11 protein-coding genes are annotated in these 14,571 nt (G+C 37.4%); 7 read left to right on the forward strand and 4 right to left on the reverse strand.

Annotation, left to right across the window (positions count from 1 at the left end; translation table 11 throughout):
* Window positions 1–87: 87 nt before the first annotated feature.
* Window positions 88–804 carry an NnrU family protein gene (locus tag WJM97_RS08165; protein WP_353932545.1) on the reverse strand — a complete coding sequence of 239 codons (717 nt, stop codon included), beginning with the start codon at window positions 802–804 and terminating at the stop codon, window positions 88–90.
* A gap of 324 nt (window positions 805–1,128) precedes the next feature.
* On the opposite strand from WJM97_RS08165, the gene WJM97_RS08170 reads away from it, so the two are divergent.
* The 5 genes from WJM97_RS08170 to WJM97_RS08190 all read left to right on the forward strand — a co-directional run bounded on the left by WJM97_RS08170 (window position 1,129) and on the right by WJM97_RS08190 (window position 7,163).
* A complete protein-coding gene (locus WJM97_RS08170) occupies window positions 1,129–2,148 on the forward strand; it encodes a LysR family transcriptional regulator (RefSeq protein ID WP_353932546.1) in 1,020 nt (339 codons plus the stop codon).
* A gap of 202 nt (window positions 2,149–2,350) precedes the next feature.
* Window positions 2,351–3,784 (forward strand): serine/threonine-protein kinase, encoded by a 1,434-nt coding sequence (locus tag WJM97_RS08175; RefSeq protein WP_353932547.1) that lies wholly within the window; start codon window positions 2,351–2,353, stop codon window positions 3,782–3,784.
* 55 nt (window positions 3,785–3,839) lie between these two features.
* The gene (locus tag WJM97_RS08180) at window positions 3,840–5,246 is read left to right on the forward strand and encodes an ABC transporter substrate-binding protein (protein WP_353932548.1); all 1,407 of its coding nucleotides are present in this window, start codon (window positions 3,840–3,842) and stop codon (window positions 5,244–5,246) included.
* A 36-nt stretch (window positions 5,247–5,282) separates the two neighbouring features.
* A complete protein-coding gene (locus tag WJM97_RS08185) occupies window positions 5,283–5,879 on the forward strand; it encodes a nitroreductase family protein (protein WP_353932549.1) in 597 nt (198 codons plus the stop codon).
* A 189-nt stretch (window positions 5,880–6,068) separates the two neighbouring features.
* A complete protein-coding gene (locus tag WJM97_RS08190; protein WP_353932550.1) occupies window positions 6,069–7,163 on the forward strand; it encodes a PstS family phosphate ABC transporter substrate-binding protein in 1,095 nt (364 codons plus the stop codon).
* A 71-nt stretch (window positions 7,164–7,234) separates the two neighbouring features.
* On the opposite strand, the gene WJM97_RS08195 is transcribed toward WJM97_RS08190, so the two are convergent.
* Complete coding sequence (locus tag WJM97_RS08195) at window positions 7,235–7,954, reverse strand: Crp/Fnr family transcriptional regulator (protein WP_353932551.1); 720 nt, start codon at window positions 7,952–7,954, stop codon at window positions 7,235–7,237.
* A gap of 434 nt (window positions 7,955–8,388) precedes the next feature.
* Here WJM97_RS08195 and WJM97_RS08200 point away from each other — a divergent pair, with 434 nt between their 5' ends.
* Window positions 8,389–9,159, forward strand: coding sequence for a DALR anticodon-binding domain-containing protein (locus WJM97_RS08200; protein ID WP_353932552.1), 771 nt, complete (start codon window positions 8,389–8,391; stop codon window positions 9,157–9,159).
* A gap of 219 nt (window positions 9,160–9,378) precedes the next feature.
* Here WJM97_RS08200 and WJM97_RS08205 read toward each other — a convergent pair whose 3' ends face one another.
* Entirely contained in the window at window positions 9,379–10,221 is an 843-nt protein-coding gene (locus tag WJM97_RS08205) for a Cof-type HAD-IIB family hydrolase (RefSeq protein WP_353932553.1), read from the reverse strand.
* Window positions 10,222–10,396: 175 nt separating this feature from the next.
* Complete coding sequence (locus WJM97_RS08210; RefSeq protein ID WP_353932554.1) at window positions 10,397–11,095, reverse strand: PEP-CTERM sorting domain-containing protein; 699 nt, start codon at window positions 11,093–11,095, stop codon at window positions 10,397–10,399.
* A 464-nt stretch (window positions 11,096–11,559) separates the two neighbouring features.
* Between WJM97_RS08210 and polA the strand changes: the two genes are divergently transcribed.
* The gene (gene polA / locus WJM97_RS08215; RefSeq protein ID WP_353932555.1) at window positions 11,560–14,514 is read left to right on the forward strand and encodes a DNA polymerase I; all 2,955 of its coding nucleotides are present in this window, start codon (window positions 11,560–11,562) and stop codon (window positions 14,512–14,514) included.
* Window positions 14,515–14,571: the final 57 nt, after the last annotated feature.

Consider the following 14,571-nt stretch of genomic DNA (forward strand, 5'->3'; position numbering starts at 1 on the left):
TTTATCCTACATTGATTTGGTGGTATTTGATCAGCGTTAACTTTAATTAAATTAGTATTTTCTGTTGATATTGGGGATCACTGCAATCTACCATGATAACTTACTAGTTGCGATGATTAAAAGAGGATGTGACCACCACAGTAAACCTACAAAAATGGCAACTCCTAAGTAAGCAGGACGGAGAAATTCTTGCCATTGGAGAGATTGACGACCATCCAGAACTGCTTGAAAAGGTAAGATAGAAGTTCTTTGTTTGACTGCGGTAAAGGCTTCTCCATAGCGGTTTTGTAACCTGCGATCACCATGCCAAACTCCAAATAAATGATGCAAAACTAGCCCCATAGAGGTAACAAGAGTAAAGCTAGTCCCCAACCACAAAGTATGGGCAACACACCAAATAATTTGCCCTATCATTTGTGGATGCCGGGTGATACGGATAATTCCGGTTTCGTAAAGATGAACTTGGGGCTTTTGAATAGCCGCAATTTCTAGTAGATTGAAGGTAGCAGGATATAAAAATAAAAAGGAAATTGCTGATAGCACCCAAACTACTGGCTGAACTCCAGGTACACCTTGCACTTGCCAAAGTTGCCAGCCATCATAACGGTGATTAAAAAAGTAAGTAATTAATATCACTGCTAAGGGTAGGCTAATTAATGCAAACAAAATGCGATACAGTCTCGGTCCAATGTATTTTTCTGCCCAAGGACGCAAAGCAGCACCCCCGCTGTGAGCGATCGCAAAAACTAACTGCAAACCCAGTATGACAAAATGGCTGGTAGTAAACCCAGAATTCGACATCATATACGCAACTCAATTAAACACGAAAGAAATTTTCAGGGGCAAGAGGCAAGAGGAATTAATTTTTGACTTTTGAATTAATTTTTGCCAATACCCAATACCCAATGCCCGATGCCCCATTGATTAACAACTTACGTTAATATTGGTAAGCATCTTGACCTTTAACAGATTATACCTAAGCAAATTTTTGTCAAGACTTTCTGTTAATGTATTTTTCAGAACAAGTCTCTAAATGTTAACAATGCCATAAATCATGCCTAGCAACAAAGCTACATATCCTGATTTATTACTAAAGCCACTCTTTTCCAAGTTTGTGGGTTGAGCCTTATGTCTGACCTTCCTTTCACTTTAGATCAATTACGCATTCTCAAAGCGATCGCCGCTGAAGGTAGCTTCAAACGCGCCGCTGATAGTCTTTACGTCTCTCAACCAGCAGTTAGTTTACAGGTGCAAAATCTGGAACGTCAGTTGGATGTCCCCCTGTTTGATAGGGGAGGAAGACGCGCTCAATTAACCGAAGCAGGGCATCTACTCCTGAGCTACGGTGAAAAAATTATTAGTCTGTGTCAAGAAACTTGTCGCGCTATTGAAGATTTACAAAATCTCCAAGGTGGTACTTTAATTGTTGGGGCTTCTCAAACTACGGGTACTTATCTTTTACCCCGCATGATCGGCCTGTTTCGACAAAAATACCCCGATGTAGCTGTCCAATTACACGTCCATTCTACCCGCCGTACTGCCTGGAGTGTGGCTAATGGACAGGTTGATCTAGCCATTATTGGTGGGGAAATACCCACAGAATTGGCGGAATCTTTGCAGATTATTCCTTATGCTGAAGATGAGTTGGCACTAATCTTACCAACGTCTCATCCTTTTGCCAAATTAGAAACCATCCAAAAAGAAGACCTATATAAATTACAGTTCATTGGCCTTGATTCTCAATCTACCATCCGAAAGGTAATTGATCAGGTCTTGGCTCGCTGTGAAATTGATACCAGACGCTTTAAATTTGAAATGGAACTCAATTCCATCGAAGCAATTAAAAATGCTGTGCAATCTGGTTTAGGTGCGGCTTTTGTATCTACTTCTGCGATCGCTAAGGAATTACAAATGGGCGTGTTACACTGTACACCAATTGAAGGTGTCGTTGTCAGAAGAACTCTATGGTTGATTGTTAATCCTAATCGCTATCGTTCCAAAGCAGCAGAAGCTTTTAGTGAGGAGATTTTATCCCAGTTTGCTACCCCAGGATGGAATGAAGAAACGTTAAAATTATCACATAAAAATCTAATGGTAACTAACTTAGATTTAGATCCAGTTACACCTAAATCATCTAACCCAGACTAAACATTCTGTCAGTAGTCAGTAGTCAATAGTCAAAATTAAATATACTAAGACATGGTTGGGACATGGACTTTTCCGAAATGACAAAAAACCCAAATTTGTAGGAGTTTAGCACTGCTAAACCTCTACACCTAGAATCAAATGATTAAGCCGTTGTGAGTATAGCTAACGACTAATGACTAATGACTAATGACCAATAACTACTATGGAAGTTTACTGCACTCGTCCCTACTGTCAACGTCCACAAAACTATTTCAGTGATTTGGACGATACTACAACTCTCAAGACAGTTAATCAAAAATACTGTACCAATTGTGGTATGCCGCTAATTTTGCGTGACCGATATTTGCCTACTAAACTTTTGGGTAAGGGTGGTTTTGGTACTGCTTTTTTAGCTGTTGATCGGGATACACCAAAAATGCGCCAATGTGTAGTTAAACAGTTCCAACCTGTTGCTAATTTGAATGCAGAAGCTCTGGAAAAAGCTAGGGTTCTGTTTACACAAGAAGCTGGTGTTTTGGAAGAAATAGGTAATGAACATAAACAAATACCTGATTTATTTGCCTTTTTCCCTATCACTGTCCAAAGTTCACAACCTGGACAACAGGATGAGTTTTTTTATCTAGTTCAAGAATATATTGATGGTCAAACTCTAGAAGAAGAATTACTCCAAGAGGGGAATTTTTCAGAAATAGGTGTTACACAAATACTTACAGAAATTCTGCCAGTTATCCAGTTTATCCACGATAAAGGGATTATTCATCGAGACATTAAACCTTCTAATATTATGCGTCGTCGAGATGGACGACTTTTTTTACTGGATTTTGGCGCAGTTAAGTTAATTACTAATTCTCCTGGTGGTAATGCTGGCTCTACAGGTATTTATTCTATGGGATTTGCACCACCGGAACAAATGTCAGGCAGTCAAGTATTTCCTTCTACAGATTTATATGCTTTGGCTATAACTGTGATTACATTGTTAACTGGAGAAGAAACAAATAATCTTATTGATTCTTATACTAATGAATGGAATTGGCGTACCAAAGTTACTATCAACAATAAACTAGCTGATGTTTTAGATAAAATGCTGCTTCCTGCTGCTAGTCAACGCTTTCAGTCGGCCACTGAAGTTTTAGCAGCACTATCTACACCTGCTTCGACTATTCCACCTGTACTCCAACCTTCACCGACACAAATACCTCCACCAATTCAACCTCCTCAACCTATTCCCCAACCTCAACAAATACAACCACCTGTAGCAACACCACCACCACCAATTCCTGTACAACCAGCTTTTGCCACCTGGGAATTGTTAGCTGGGGCAGCTTTTAGTGGTTTTGAAGGGGCCTTAATTGCCATCGCTTTTTTTAGTATTGTTAAAAATCCCATTATTACTTTAGCTATTTCTGTGGTAATTTTAAGTGGGTTAATTTTTGCCCAAACTAGACGCTGGTTAGAAAAATTCGATTTATTAATTATTCCTAGCATTAGTCTAGCAATTATATTGTTTATTCCCTTGTTTAGAAGTAATTTAGTTATCCAACAAGTAGTAGTTTTAGCTGTTGGTGCTGCCTTAATTGCTATTATAGTAACAAGTTTATTTAGATTAATTTATAAACTCATATACTCAATTCTTTAACCTTAAAATATACAAAATTTAAATTTTAGATAATTTTGGATTGCAATAGACACTTATGTTACAGAAAGAAATTAGAGTATTAATTTTCTCCTTATTAGTCACAGGAGGAATATTAGGTTTAGGTTTTTGGTTATTTACGCCTAATTTTCTCAAAAATAACAATACTAAATTATCAGAAAATCAGCAATTCAATAACAATCCATCGGTGATTGAGAGGCTGAGTTTTGGGACAAGAATATTTAGTTCTGGTAATTCATCTATCACCAAAATAGATGGGTCTAAAGCAATGGAGAATAAAAATTATCAACAGGCAATAGAAAATTTTCAAGCATCCTTAAAACTCAACCCTAATGATCCAGAAGCACTAATATATCTCAATAATGCCAAGATAGGAGCAAGCAGAAATTACACAATTGTAGTGTCTGTTCCTTTTGGAAATAACCCCAACACAGCATTAGAAATTTTAAGAGGTGTAGCTCAAGCCCAAAATGAAATTAACCAAAATAGCAAAATCAAAGGAGTTCCTTTAAAAGTAGGCATAGCCAAAGACGAAGATAACCCAGAAATAGCTAAACAAATAGCTGCTAACCTAGTCAAAAATCCCGAAGTGTTGGGTGTGGTTTGTTGTACTTCTAGCGATGCCACATTAACCGCCGGTACTATATATAATTCTGGAAAACTTGTCGCCATTTCCCCTATAAGTACATCTGTAAAAATTACCAATTTTAGCCCCTACATTTTTCGTACAGTTCCTAGTGATTTCATCGCTGCGAGAACTTTAGCAAATCACATGATCAAGAATTTAAAAAAGCAAAAAGTAGCAGTTTTCTTTAATTCCCAAAGTGGTTATAGTCAGTCATTAAAATCAGAGTTTGTTTCCTCAGTTTTATTAGAAGGAGGTAAAATATCCAGGGAATTTGATTTATCTAAAGCAGATTTTAGTGCTGCTCAAAGTATCAAACAGGCCACTGAAGAAGGGGCAGAAGTATTAATGTTAGCTACAAATACAGGTACTTTAGATACAGCCTTGCAAGTAGTACAAGTTAATCAAAAACGTTTGCAAGTATTAGGAGGAGATGATGTCTATACCCTCAAAACTTTAGAAGTTGGCAGAGAACAAGCTGTAGGAATGGTAGTAGCTATTCCCTGGCATATTAATAGTAGTTCTCAGTCTGATTTTCCCCAAGAATCTCGACAGTTATGGGGTGGTGATGTCAGTTGGCGGACTGCAATGGCTTATGATGCTACAAAAGCTTTAATCGCTGGCTTAGAGAATGATCCTACCCGTGATGGTATTCAAAAAGCCTTTTTATCACCGGAATTTTCTACCGCAGGTGCTGCTGGTGAAATTCGCTTTTTACCATCAGGAGATAGAAACGCACCTTTGCAACTAGTGAAAATTGTTCCTGGCGATCGCTCACGCACTGGATATGATTTTGAACCAATAAACAAAAATAATTAAAACTTGTAAAACTTGCAAATCAAAAACCAAAATATCATGGAAAAACCAGCTAAAAACCAATATCCCATCCATAAATTATTACAAGATCGTTGGAGTCCTTTGGCATTTTCCAACAAACCCATCACACCAGAAACAATATCTAGTTTATTAGAAGCCGTCCGTTGGACAGCATCTTGTTTCAATGAGCAACCTTGGCATTTTATAATTGCCACTCAAGAAAATCCAGAGGAATTTAACAAGTTACTAAGTTGTATAGTTGAAGCCAATCAAGTGTGGGCGAAAAATGCCCCTGTGTTGATGATATCGGTGGCAAAATTAAACTTTGATAAAAATGGCAACCCTAACCGTCATGCTTTTTATGATGTCGGTGCAGCAGTTTGTAATTTAACAACTCAAGCAACATCTTTAGGATTATTTGTGCATCAGATGGGTGGTTTTGATGTTGAGAAAACACGAGAAATATACAAAATTCCCGCAGGATACGAACCAGTAACAGCGATCGCTATCGGTTATCCAGGTGATCCCCAAACCTTACCGCAACAATATCAGCAACGGGAATTTGCAGAACGTCAACGCCAACCCCAAGAGGAGTTTGTATTTACCAACACTTGGGGTGATGGAGTGATCGGGTGATGAGGAGGAAAATCAATTCTGTTTCTTCTTTCTGCTGACTCCCGATTTAATACAGCAGATTTCATACCAATAAGATACAGACATAAATAAATGATAAAACTTTTGTGGGGTGGGCATCTTGCCCGCCAAGGGTGTACCACATAATAGCGGAAAGTGCTGTAGCTAACAAAAAATATGGAAAATTAAATTATGTCGCAGAAAAAAGAAGCTTTAGTTCTGGTTCTATCTCTATTTACAACGATATTACTACTGGGTGCGGGTTACTTCTGGTTTACCAAAGAATCAAAAGTTGATATAACCAATGTGGTTAAATCTCCAAATCAGACTAATAGTCCTAATTCCACTCCACCCAGTCAACCCCAGAACACACCAAAAAACTCTAATAGTACAAACTCCAATAGTACAAACTTTGCTACTGTAGCCAATGTCCCGACGGGATTATTTAATTATGGTGGTAGTACATCTTGGGCCCCCATTCGTTTAGCAGTTGATTCGGTCATTCAAACCGCCAAGCCAGAATACAGACTACGGTATTTACAACCCACCAATAATGTTACTCCTGGTTCTAGTACCGGGATACAGTCTTTAATTGAAGGTAAATTAACTTTTGCCCAGTCTTCCCGACCAGTTACGGATGCAGAATTAAAACGCGCCCAACAACGTGGGTTTCAATTGAATCAAATTCCTATCGCTATTGATGGGTTAGCTGTGGCTGTCAATCCAAATCTGAATGTTCCGGGATTGACAATAAACCAGCTAAAATCCATCTACACAGGCAAGATCAAAAATTGGAGTGAAATTGGGGGACCAAATTTACCCATTAAGGCAATTACACGCCGTGTTAGTGATGGCGGCACAGTTGAGCTTTTTGTCCAAGACATTTTGGGTGGTCAAGCTTTCGATTCCCAAGTAGAGTATGTCTCTACGACCACCCAAGCCTTAAGAAAGCTGGCTGATAGTCCTGGTGGTATCTATTACGCTTCTGCTCCAGAGGTTGTTCCTCAATGTTCTGTTAAACCTTTACCCATAGGCAGGACAGCCAATGAATATGTTGCTCCTTATCAAGAACCATTGATTCTCCCTAATCAATGTCCTAATCAGCGCAACCAACTGAACATTCAGGCTTTTCAATCAGGAAAATACCCGATTACCCGGAATCTGTTTGTGGTGGTCAAACAGAATGGTCAAACTGAGGAAAAAGCTGGTGTTGCTTATGCTAACTTGTTGCTAACAGAGCAGGGACAGGAACTAATTTCCCAAGCTGGGTTTGTTAAAATCCGCTGACACCTGCTAGTCATTTCTTCCCATAAACCAAGTAACTAGCACATTTCACAGTGGCTTTGTGAGTGTGCTTTTTAGTTGACTCTGTTAATTGACTCTGCTGGCAAGCAAATCAAGTTATCCCCTTGAGTGAGGATTAATCCACGTTGACGCAATTTACCCATTAAGCGGGTAACGGTAACGCGAGTAGAACCAATAGCACTACCTATTTGAGCATGGGTGAGAGGGAAAGGTAAACAATAACCACGAATCACATCGGGATCTGTTTCACTCATTGCCGGTTCTCCATATTCCTCAATTAATAAGGTGAGGAATCCGAGTAGTCTGTCAATGGTGCGGCGTTGTCCCAAAGCACTCAGCCACAATAGTTTGCGCTGGTGTTGATATCTAAAGGCATCCATGACTTCCCGACGGAAGTGAGGCCAGTTATCCAAATCATGCCAGTACATCCAGAGGACGGCAGTTTGGTCAACGTGAGCGTAGGATTGGAGTGTAAAGGGTGATTGTGCCACGATTTCAAATGGTTGCCCTGCTCCGACAAAACCCAAAAATGCTTCTTCTGGGGTTCTGTTGATGCGTCGAGATGTCAACTGGCTGGCAGTGGCACTGACTTGGGCTGTCCCTACCATGCGGATTGCACCTCGTTGGACTAAATATAGCAATCCGGGTCTAGCTGGAATGCGTTCATCTTTGCTGAAGGTGCGGCAGCGGTAGTGTTCTTGGGCCCAGTCAAGAATTCGTTGCCAAGTGAGGAAAGGCCGTGATGCTTCGGAAAAAGAGGATTGAGATTGCATAGGTAACAAAGAGCGTTCGGCTGAAGACAAAGACTAAATAATATGCTGCAAGGAGTGTCTTTGTGTTAACAGGGTTGGCTTAACGCACAATAGCGTTTGCCGTCTAAAGTGTAGAAAGTGATTATTACTCTCTACTCTTTCGTTATACTTCTTACTGTACAATGAGGGTAGTAAAGTTTACTAATCATTCATTGATTATTCATGAAATTTTATCCTACTCTCATTTTTCTTTACTTAGACTAAACTTCTACCTAAAGGTGGATAGAACAGGATAAAATCTTGATAACCATGAAACTTTCCTCAATAACTACGTGCATCATTGGCTACTGTTTCAGAAGTATACCTCGATTAAACATCTAGTATATATCCATTTAAGGAATTTCCTAAGTGTTTATACTAAGGATGAGGAAATTTTATTGATAAAAAATGGTCGAGTGCCTCTATACCAAGATACAGATGTGAGAAAAATTTTATATATTTCCAGTGTAGCTTTGCAACTTTCAGGAGGTGATGGTTCACAATCTACGAGGTTTGTTAGAGACATTGCGGCTTATTTATCAGCAAGCTGTAGCGAGTTTTTTCACGTTAAAGTTGTTCCTCCGGCTTGGATTCATATAGAACTAACTGATCCTACTTTAGCAGCTTGGTTAAATTTTTTGATAGATGAAAAAAGGCATTTAAAGGAGTGTGAGCAAATAAATCAATTCACTAATATCAGAGTTGGAGAACTTCATCCTCAAGACTGTGGGTTAAAAAATATTGATTTATGTTTTCAGGTTCAGTATACCCATGCACGCTGCTGTTCGCTGCTGAAATTAGCTAGTAGAGATGGGCTGATTAAAATTGTACAGGATGGTGCCAATATTTTGGAACTATCACCAACCCAATCTATACCTTGGCTGGACTGTGATCAAAAATTGCGTTTTTATCGGCCAGAGGAATTGCGTTTACTTGCGTTGCTGGTGAAAACGGTAGATAATCTAGTATTTCCTGATTCTAAGAGTGTAGTTAACTGGAATACAGCTGCTTTAAGATTGAGTGCAGCTTTTGAAAGTTTTTGGTGCGAGTGTCGCATTTGGGGAGAAGTGAAAATTAATTCTTTGGAGTTAGCACAGGCTAGATTAGGATTACTGATGGCTACTCAGTGGGTTTTACAGTCTGTGTTAGAAGGGAAGTTAGGGATTGTCGCACCTTGGGAATTATGAAAGGGGGAGAGTGGGATGCTCCCAGAGTGGGTGAGGGGGTGAGGGGGTGAAAAGGATTTTTACCAATTACCAATTCCCAATTCCCTATTTAACTATTGACGGTATTGATCTCCTGGGCTATATTGTCAGGTGTGTGAGGGGCGAACCAGCAAGGACACCGAGACGAAACACGGCCAGTCGTCGGTGTCTTTCTGATGTTTAGGAGATGTTAAAGTTAGATTAGAGTAAGAATTTTTCTATGGCGATCGCAACTCCATCATTCTCTACACTGGGAGTTACCCAATTAGAAATAGCCTGTACTGGTTCTGGTGCGCTTCCCATCGCTACACCAATACCTGCATACTCCAACATTTCTACATCATTAAAATTATCCCCAATAGTCATTACCTGACTGCTTTCTATTCCTAATATTTCTTCAGCAATGTAACGGACGGCATAGCCTTTATTAACAAAAGGATTGGCTACTTCTAAAAATGTAGCGACTGAAGTAGTCATATATAATTCTGCGGGTGTATATTGTAAACGTAAATCACCCATCATATTTTTAATTAAATCTACATCGTTACATAGTGCTAAAACTTTAGTTGGTATCTTGTCAGTTAATACTTGCCTTAAATCACCTACGGGAATGGGATCAACACCACAACGTTCAGCATAACTGGCTGTATTTGTAGTAATTTCCCGGACATAGAGTTGATCATTGATGTAGAAATGGACAGAGAGGAGCGATCGCCATTGTGGTTTTTCAAAGTAATCTAATAACTGATCAGCTATTTGTGGAGAAACCGTTAAATGACGGTGAATTTCACCAGTATTTGGATCTTGAATCCAAGCCCCTTGATAGGCTGTTAATGGTAAATTAGACTTGATTTCCTCGTGGAAACGCAAAGCCGAACAATACATTCTACCCGTAGCTATGGCTACGTGAATACCTTTAGCTCGGACTGCGGTAATAGCTTGTTTGACAGTTTCACTGACTTGATTGTCATGGCCAGCAATCGTACCATCTATATCTAAAACTAATAGCTTGATATTATTTGCAAGAGCAGATGCTTTGTGCATAAATTCCCCACAATCTCAGTTCCAGTCAAAGGTTAACAGGCAGTAGTCAGTAATGGGGAGTATTGTTAATAAATTTTTGGGTAAAAATGAAAATTTACCGCATTTTGATAAATACGATAAAGAACAAATATAAAGATCAAGAATTGGGTGGAAAAACCACCTATCAAAAAATGTACTACTTGGAGATTTGAAATCGGCTTTTTTTGCGTTGTGACAACAATCCAAAACCAGCAATTAAACCAAATCCCAGAAAAGCTGATGGTTCAGGTACGGAAGTCGCACTATAGTTATATGTAACTGTCAATTCCCCTTTAGCAAGTGTATTAATAATAGTCGCAAGATTACCTGATCCTGTAATACTTGATCGAGCTGTAGCTGAAAGCAAGAAGTCAATATTACCAGAACCAATAAAAGCACCTAAGTTATCGGTTAGAGTCTGAGTCTGTGCCCTTTGATCCATAATATTGTCAAAAGAGCCTCCAGAAGTGCCACCAAAATCAATTTGACCATCAAAAGCTGTCGCGTTAAATAACTCACTCTGAGATAGATTCAGTGTAAGTAAATTTGTACTGCCCTGATTTAAAAATAGATCTGCACCAATCTCTGTTCTGATTATAGTTGCAGCTGCATCCAAGCTCTCAAACCTGGCATCTCCTTTGATGTTGCCAGTGATATCTAAAGTCACACTTTCAAGTGTACCCAGAGCAGAATTAAATTTTTGAATGCTGAGTACTGTATCATAGAAATCGGTGGAAGCGAAATCTCCAGAATTAGCACTATAGCTAATAGAAGCTGCATTTGCAGTTCCACCGGTAACAACAATTCCGGCTAGGGTAGTGGCAGCTGCTAAAGCGCCAAAAAGTTTAGAGTTCATTGTGTATATGGCTAAAATTACTTTTACTGATCACATTTAACTCTAAAATCATAATTAATACTTTCGTGAAAATACTTGATTTAGTCTAAATTTTAAATAATTTAGATAATCGTTGCCGTAAAACAAATATATAATATATATATTCTGTTTAAGTAAAATCCCTGATACAATAAGTTCTGACTTTATAAATATTTTTTAGTAGATAAATAACAAAAAAAACTTAAAATCTTTATATATCAAAAGTTACATGATTTTCTAGACTTTCTCTATTTGGTTTTATCAAAAGCACGAATCCAAGCAATTGATGTTTAAAATACAGCTTTGTAATTTTATTATTCACTACTAAAATCATCAAAAAACATAAAGTAATAATAGTAAATTTCCGATACTTACCTAAATGTAACAAATAAATACTTAGTTTAAGTATTATCTACACCAGAAAAAACACTAGCTATAATATGATTATGTCTCTAGATTCCGTTAGTAATTTGAATTCTCATCCGCAAATCCACGAAACTCCTACGTTTATTCTCGTAGATGGACACTCTCTGGCTTTCCGTTCCTATTTTGCCTTTGCTAAGGGTAAAAACGGAGGACTACGTACAAAGGACGGTATTCCTACCAGCGTATGTTTTGGTTTTCTTAAATGTCTCTTAGAAGTAATGAAAACAGAACAACCCCAAGCAATGGCCGTAGCGTTTGATTTGGGTTTACCTACTTTTCGTCACGAAGCGGATGATACCTATAAAGCGGGTCGAGCAGAAACACCAGAAGATTTTATTCCTGATATAGAGAATTTACAAGATTTACTGAGAGCTTTAAATTTACCTATTTTTACATCACCTGGTTATGAAGCGGATGATGTTTTAGGAACTTTAGCCCAAAAAGCCTCTACTGCTGGTTATGGGGTGAAGATTTTATCAGGGGATAGAGATTTATTCCAACTCATTAATGCTGAAAAAAATATTACAGTTTTAAATTTTAGTCCAGAAGCTTTAAAACGTTCTGCAAATAGTATCACTGAATTTCACGCAGAACAAGTTCAAGAAAAATTAGGCGTTTTACCCACACAAATTGTAGATTATAAAGCCCTATGTGGTGATACATCAGATAATATTCCTGGAGTTAAAGGAATTGGGGCAAAAACAGCAGTAAAATTATTAAACACCTATAATTCTTTAGAAGGAATATATAAAAATATAGATGAAATAACAGGTGCAAATCAGAAAAAGTTAGTTGCTGGTAAAGATGATGCACTACATTCTCAATACTTAGCACAGATAGTTGTAGATGTACCCTTAGAAGTTAACTTAGAAGATTGTCAATTAACAGGGTTTGATCATAATCTTTTAATTCCGATTTTAGAGAAATTAGAATTTAATAAATTCATAGAACAAATCAACAAATTACAAGAAAAGTTTGGTGGAGAAGTTTCAGAAACAAAACCAGCAGAAATCAATAAAATTGAATCAGAAGATGATGATGAGTTATGGTTTTTTAGTGCTGAAGATACAGCAAATGCTGAGAAACAAAATGATTCATCAATTCAGATATCTATTATTAACACCGCAGATAAATTACAAGAATTAGTTAGTATTCTCCAAAAACATACTAACCCAGAAAAACCCGTTGCTTGGGATACGGAAACTACAGATTTAGATCCCAGAGATGCAGATTTAGTAGGAATTGGTTGTTGTTGGGGAACAGGAGAAAATGAAGCTGCTTATATTCCCGTTGGCCATAAAAACGGCAATAATTTACAACTAGATGTTGTGTTATCAGCATTACGTCAAATTTTAGAAAGTGCAGATTATCCGAAAACATTTCAAAATGCTAAATTTGACCGATTGATTTTTAAAAATCAAGGAATTAACTTAGCTGGTGTAGTATTTGATCCCATGTTAGCAAGTTATTTGCTAAATCCAGATAATACCCATAATTTAAGCGATTTATCTTTAAGATATTTGGGTTTACAATTAACAGAATATAATCAAATAGTTCCCAAAGCTGGAAAAAAAGAACCACAGAAAAATATTTCTGATATTGATATCAATACCGTAGGTTATTATTGTGGCAATCAAGTTTATGCGACATTTCAATTAGTTCTGAAATTACAGGAAGAATTAAATCAAATACCAGAATTAGCTAAATTATTAGTAGAAGTAGAACAACCTCTAGAAGCGGTTTTAGCAGAAATTGAATATACAGGAGTAAGAATTAACTCCGCTTATTTACAAGAATTATCCCAGCAATTAGAAACAGAATTAGCGAAATTAGAAATACAAGCTACTGAAATTGCTGGTGAAAAGTTTAATCTAGGTTCTCCTAAACAACTTAGTTATATTTTATTTGAAAAACTGGGTTTAAGTACCAAGCATTCCCGGAAAATTCAAACAGGTTATTCTACCGATGCTGCAACTTTAGAAAAACTCCAAGAAGTTGATGAGACTGGTTTTGTTGATTTAATTATTGAAAATAGAACATTATCAAAATTAAAATCTACCTATGTAGATGCTTTACCTGCATTGGTACATCCCAAAACTCAGAGAATACATACTAATTTTAACCAAACTGCAACTGCAACCGGTCGGTTATCTTCTTCTAATCCCAATTTACAAAATATTCCCATTCGGACAGCTTTTAGTCGTCAAATTAGAAAAGCATTTTTACCTGAGTCTGGTTGGTTAATGGTTGCTGCGGACTATTCACAAATTGAGTTAAGAATTTTAGCACATTTGAGTCAAGAACCTGTATTAATTTCAGCTTATCAAAATAATGAAGATATTCATACAGTCACAGCAAAGTTAGTGTTTGAAAAAGATGAAGTAACATCAGAAGAAAGACGTTTTGCGAAAACAATTAATTTTGGTGTCATTTATGGGATGGGGTCGTTAAAATTTTCCCGCTCTACAGGTGTAGATAAAAATACTGCAAATGAATTTATTAAAAAGTTTAACCAAAGATATCCGCTAGTGTTTGCATATTTAGAAACTGTTAAAAAACAAGCTATTTGTCAGGGATATGTAGAGACAATTTTGGGAAGAAGACGTTATTTCGAGTTTACTACTAGAAGCTTACAGAATTTAAAAGGTAGTAGTTTAGAAGATATTGATTTGAGTAAGTTAAAAAATTTGGGTGCTTATGATGCGGGGTTATTGCGTTCTGCTGCTAATGCACCAATTCAAGGTTCAAGTGCAGATATTATTAAAATAGCGATGGTACGATTACATGAAGTTTTAAAAAAATATCAAGCACGGTTGTTGTTACAAGTACATGATGAATTAGTGTTTGAAGTTCCTCCCCAAGAATGGGAAGAATTACAAATAGAAATTAAGTCAGAGATGGAAAATGCGGTGAGTTTAAGTGTACCTTTAGTTGTTGATGTACGTGCGGGTGATAATTGGATGGAAACAAAGTAGCCTTTCGGTAATAGGTGACACAAATCAGTATTATTATGACAAGACACAAAGTTACAT

This window comes from Okeanomitos corallinicola TIOX110, from assembly GCF_038050375.1.
Classification (GTDB): Bacteria; Cyanobacteriota; Cyanobacteriia; order Cyanobacteriales; family Nostocaceae; genus Okeanomitos; species Okeanomitos corallinicola.

Excerpts from the sequence above, each read along its gene's own strand:
- WJM97_RS08180 (WP_353932548.1), top strand. The coding sequence starts at position 3,840 with ATGTTACAGAAAGAAATTAGAGTATTAATTTTCTCCTTATTAGTCACA.
- WJM97_RS08165 (WP_353932545.1), bottom strand. The coding sequence starts at position 804 with ATGATGTCGAATTCTGGGTTTACTACCAGCCATTTTGTCATACTGGGT.
- WJM97_RS08175 (WP_353932547.1), top strand. The coding sequence starts at position 2,351 with ATGGAAGTTTACTGCACTCGTCCCTACTGTCAACGTCCACAAAACTAT.
- WJM97_RS08205 (WP_353932553.1), bottom strand. The coding sequence starts at position 10,221 with ATGCACAAAGCATCTGCTCTTGCAAATAATATCAAGCTATTAGTTTTA.
- polA (WP_353932555.1), top strand. The coding sequence starts at position 11,560 with ATGTCTCTAGATTCCGTTAGTAATTTGAATTCTCATCCGCAAATCCAC.
- WJM97_RS08170 (WP_353932546.1), top strand. The coding sequence starts at position 1,129 with ATGTCTGACCTTCCTTTCACTTTAGATCAATTACGCATTCTCAAAGCG.
- WJM97_RS08195 (WP_353932551.1), bottom strand. The coding sequence starts at position 7,954 with ATGCAATCTCAATCCTCTTTTTCCGAAGCATCACGGCCTTTCCTCACT.
- WJM97_RS08190 (WP_353932550.1), top strand. The coding sequence starts at position 6,069 with ATGTCGCAGAAAAAAGAAGCTTTAGTTCTGGTTCTATCTCTATTTACA.
- WJM97_RS08210 (WP_353932554.1), bottom strand. The coding sequence starts at position 11,095 with ATGAACTCTAAACTTTTTGGCGCTTTAGCAGCTGCCACTACCCTAGCC.
- WJM97_RS08185 (WP_353932549.1), top strand. The coding sequence starts at position 5,283 with ATGGAAAAACCAGCTAAAAACCAATATCCCATCCATAAATTATTACAA.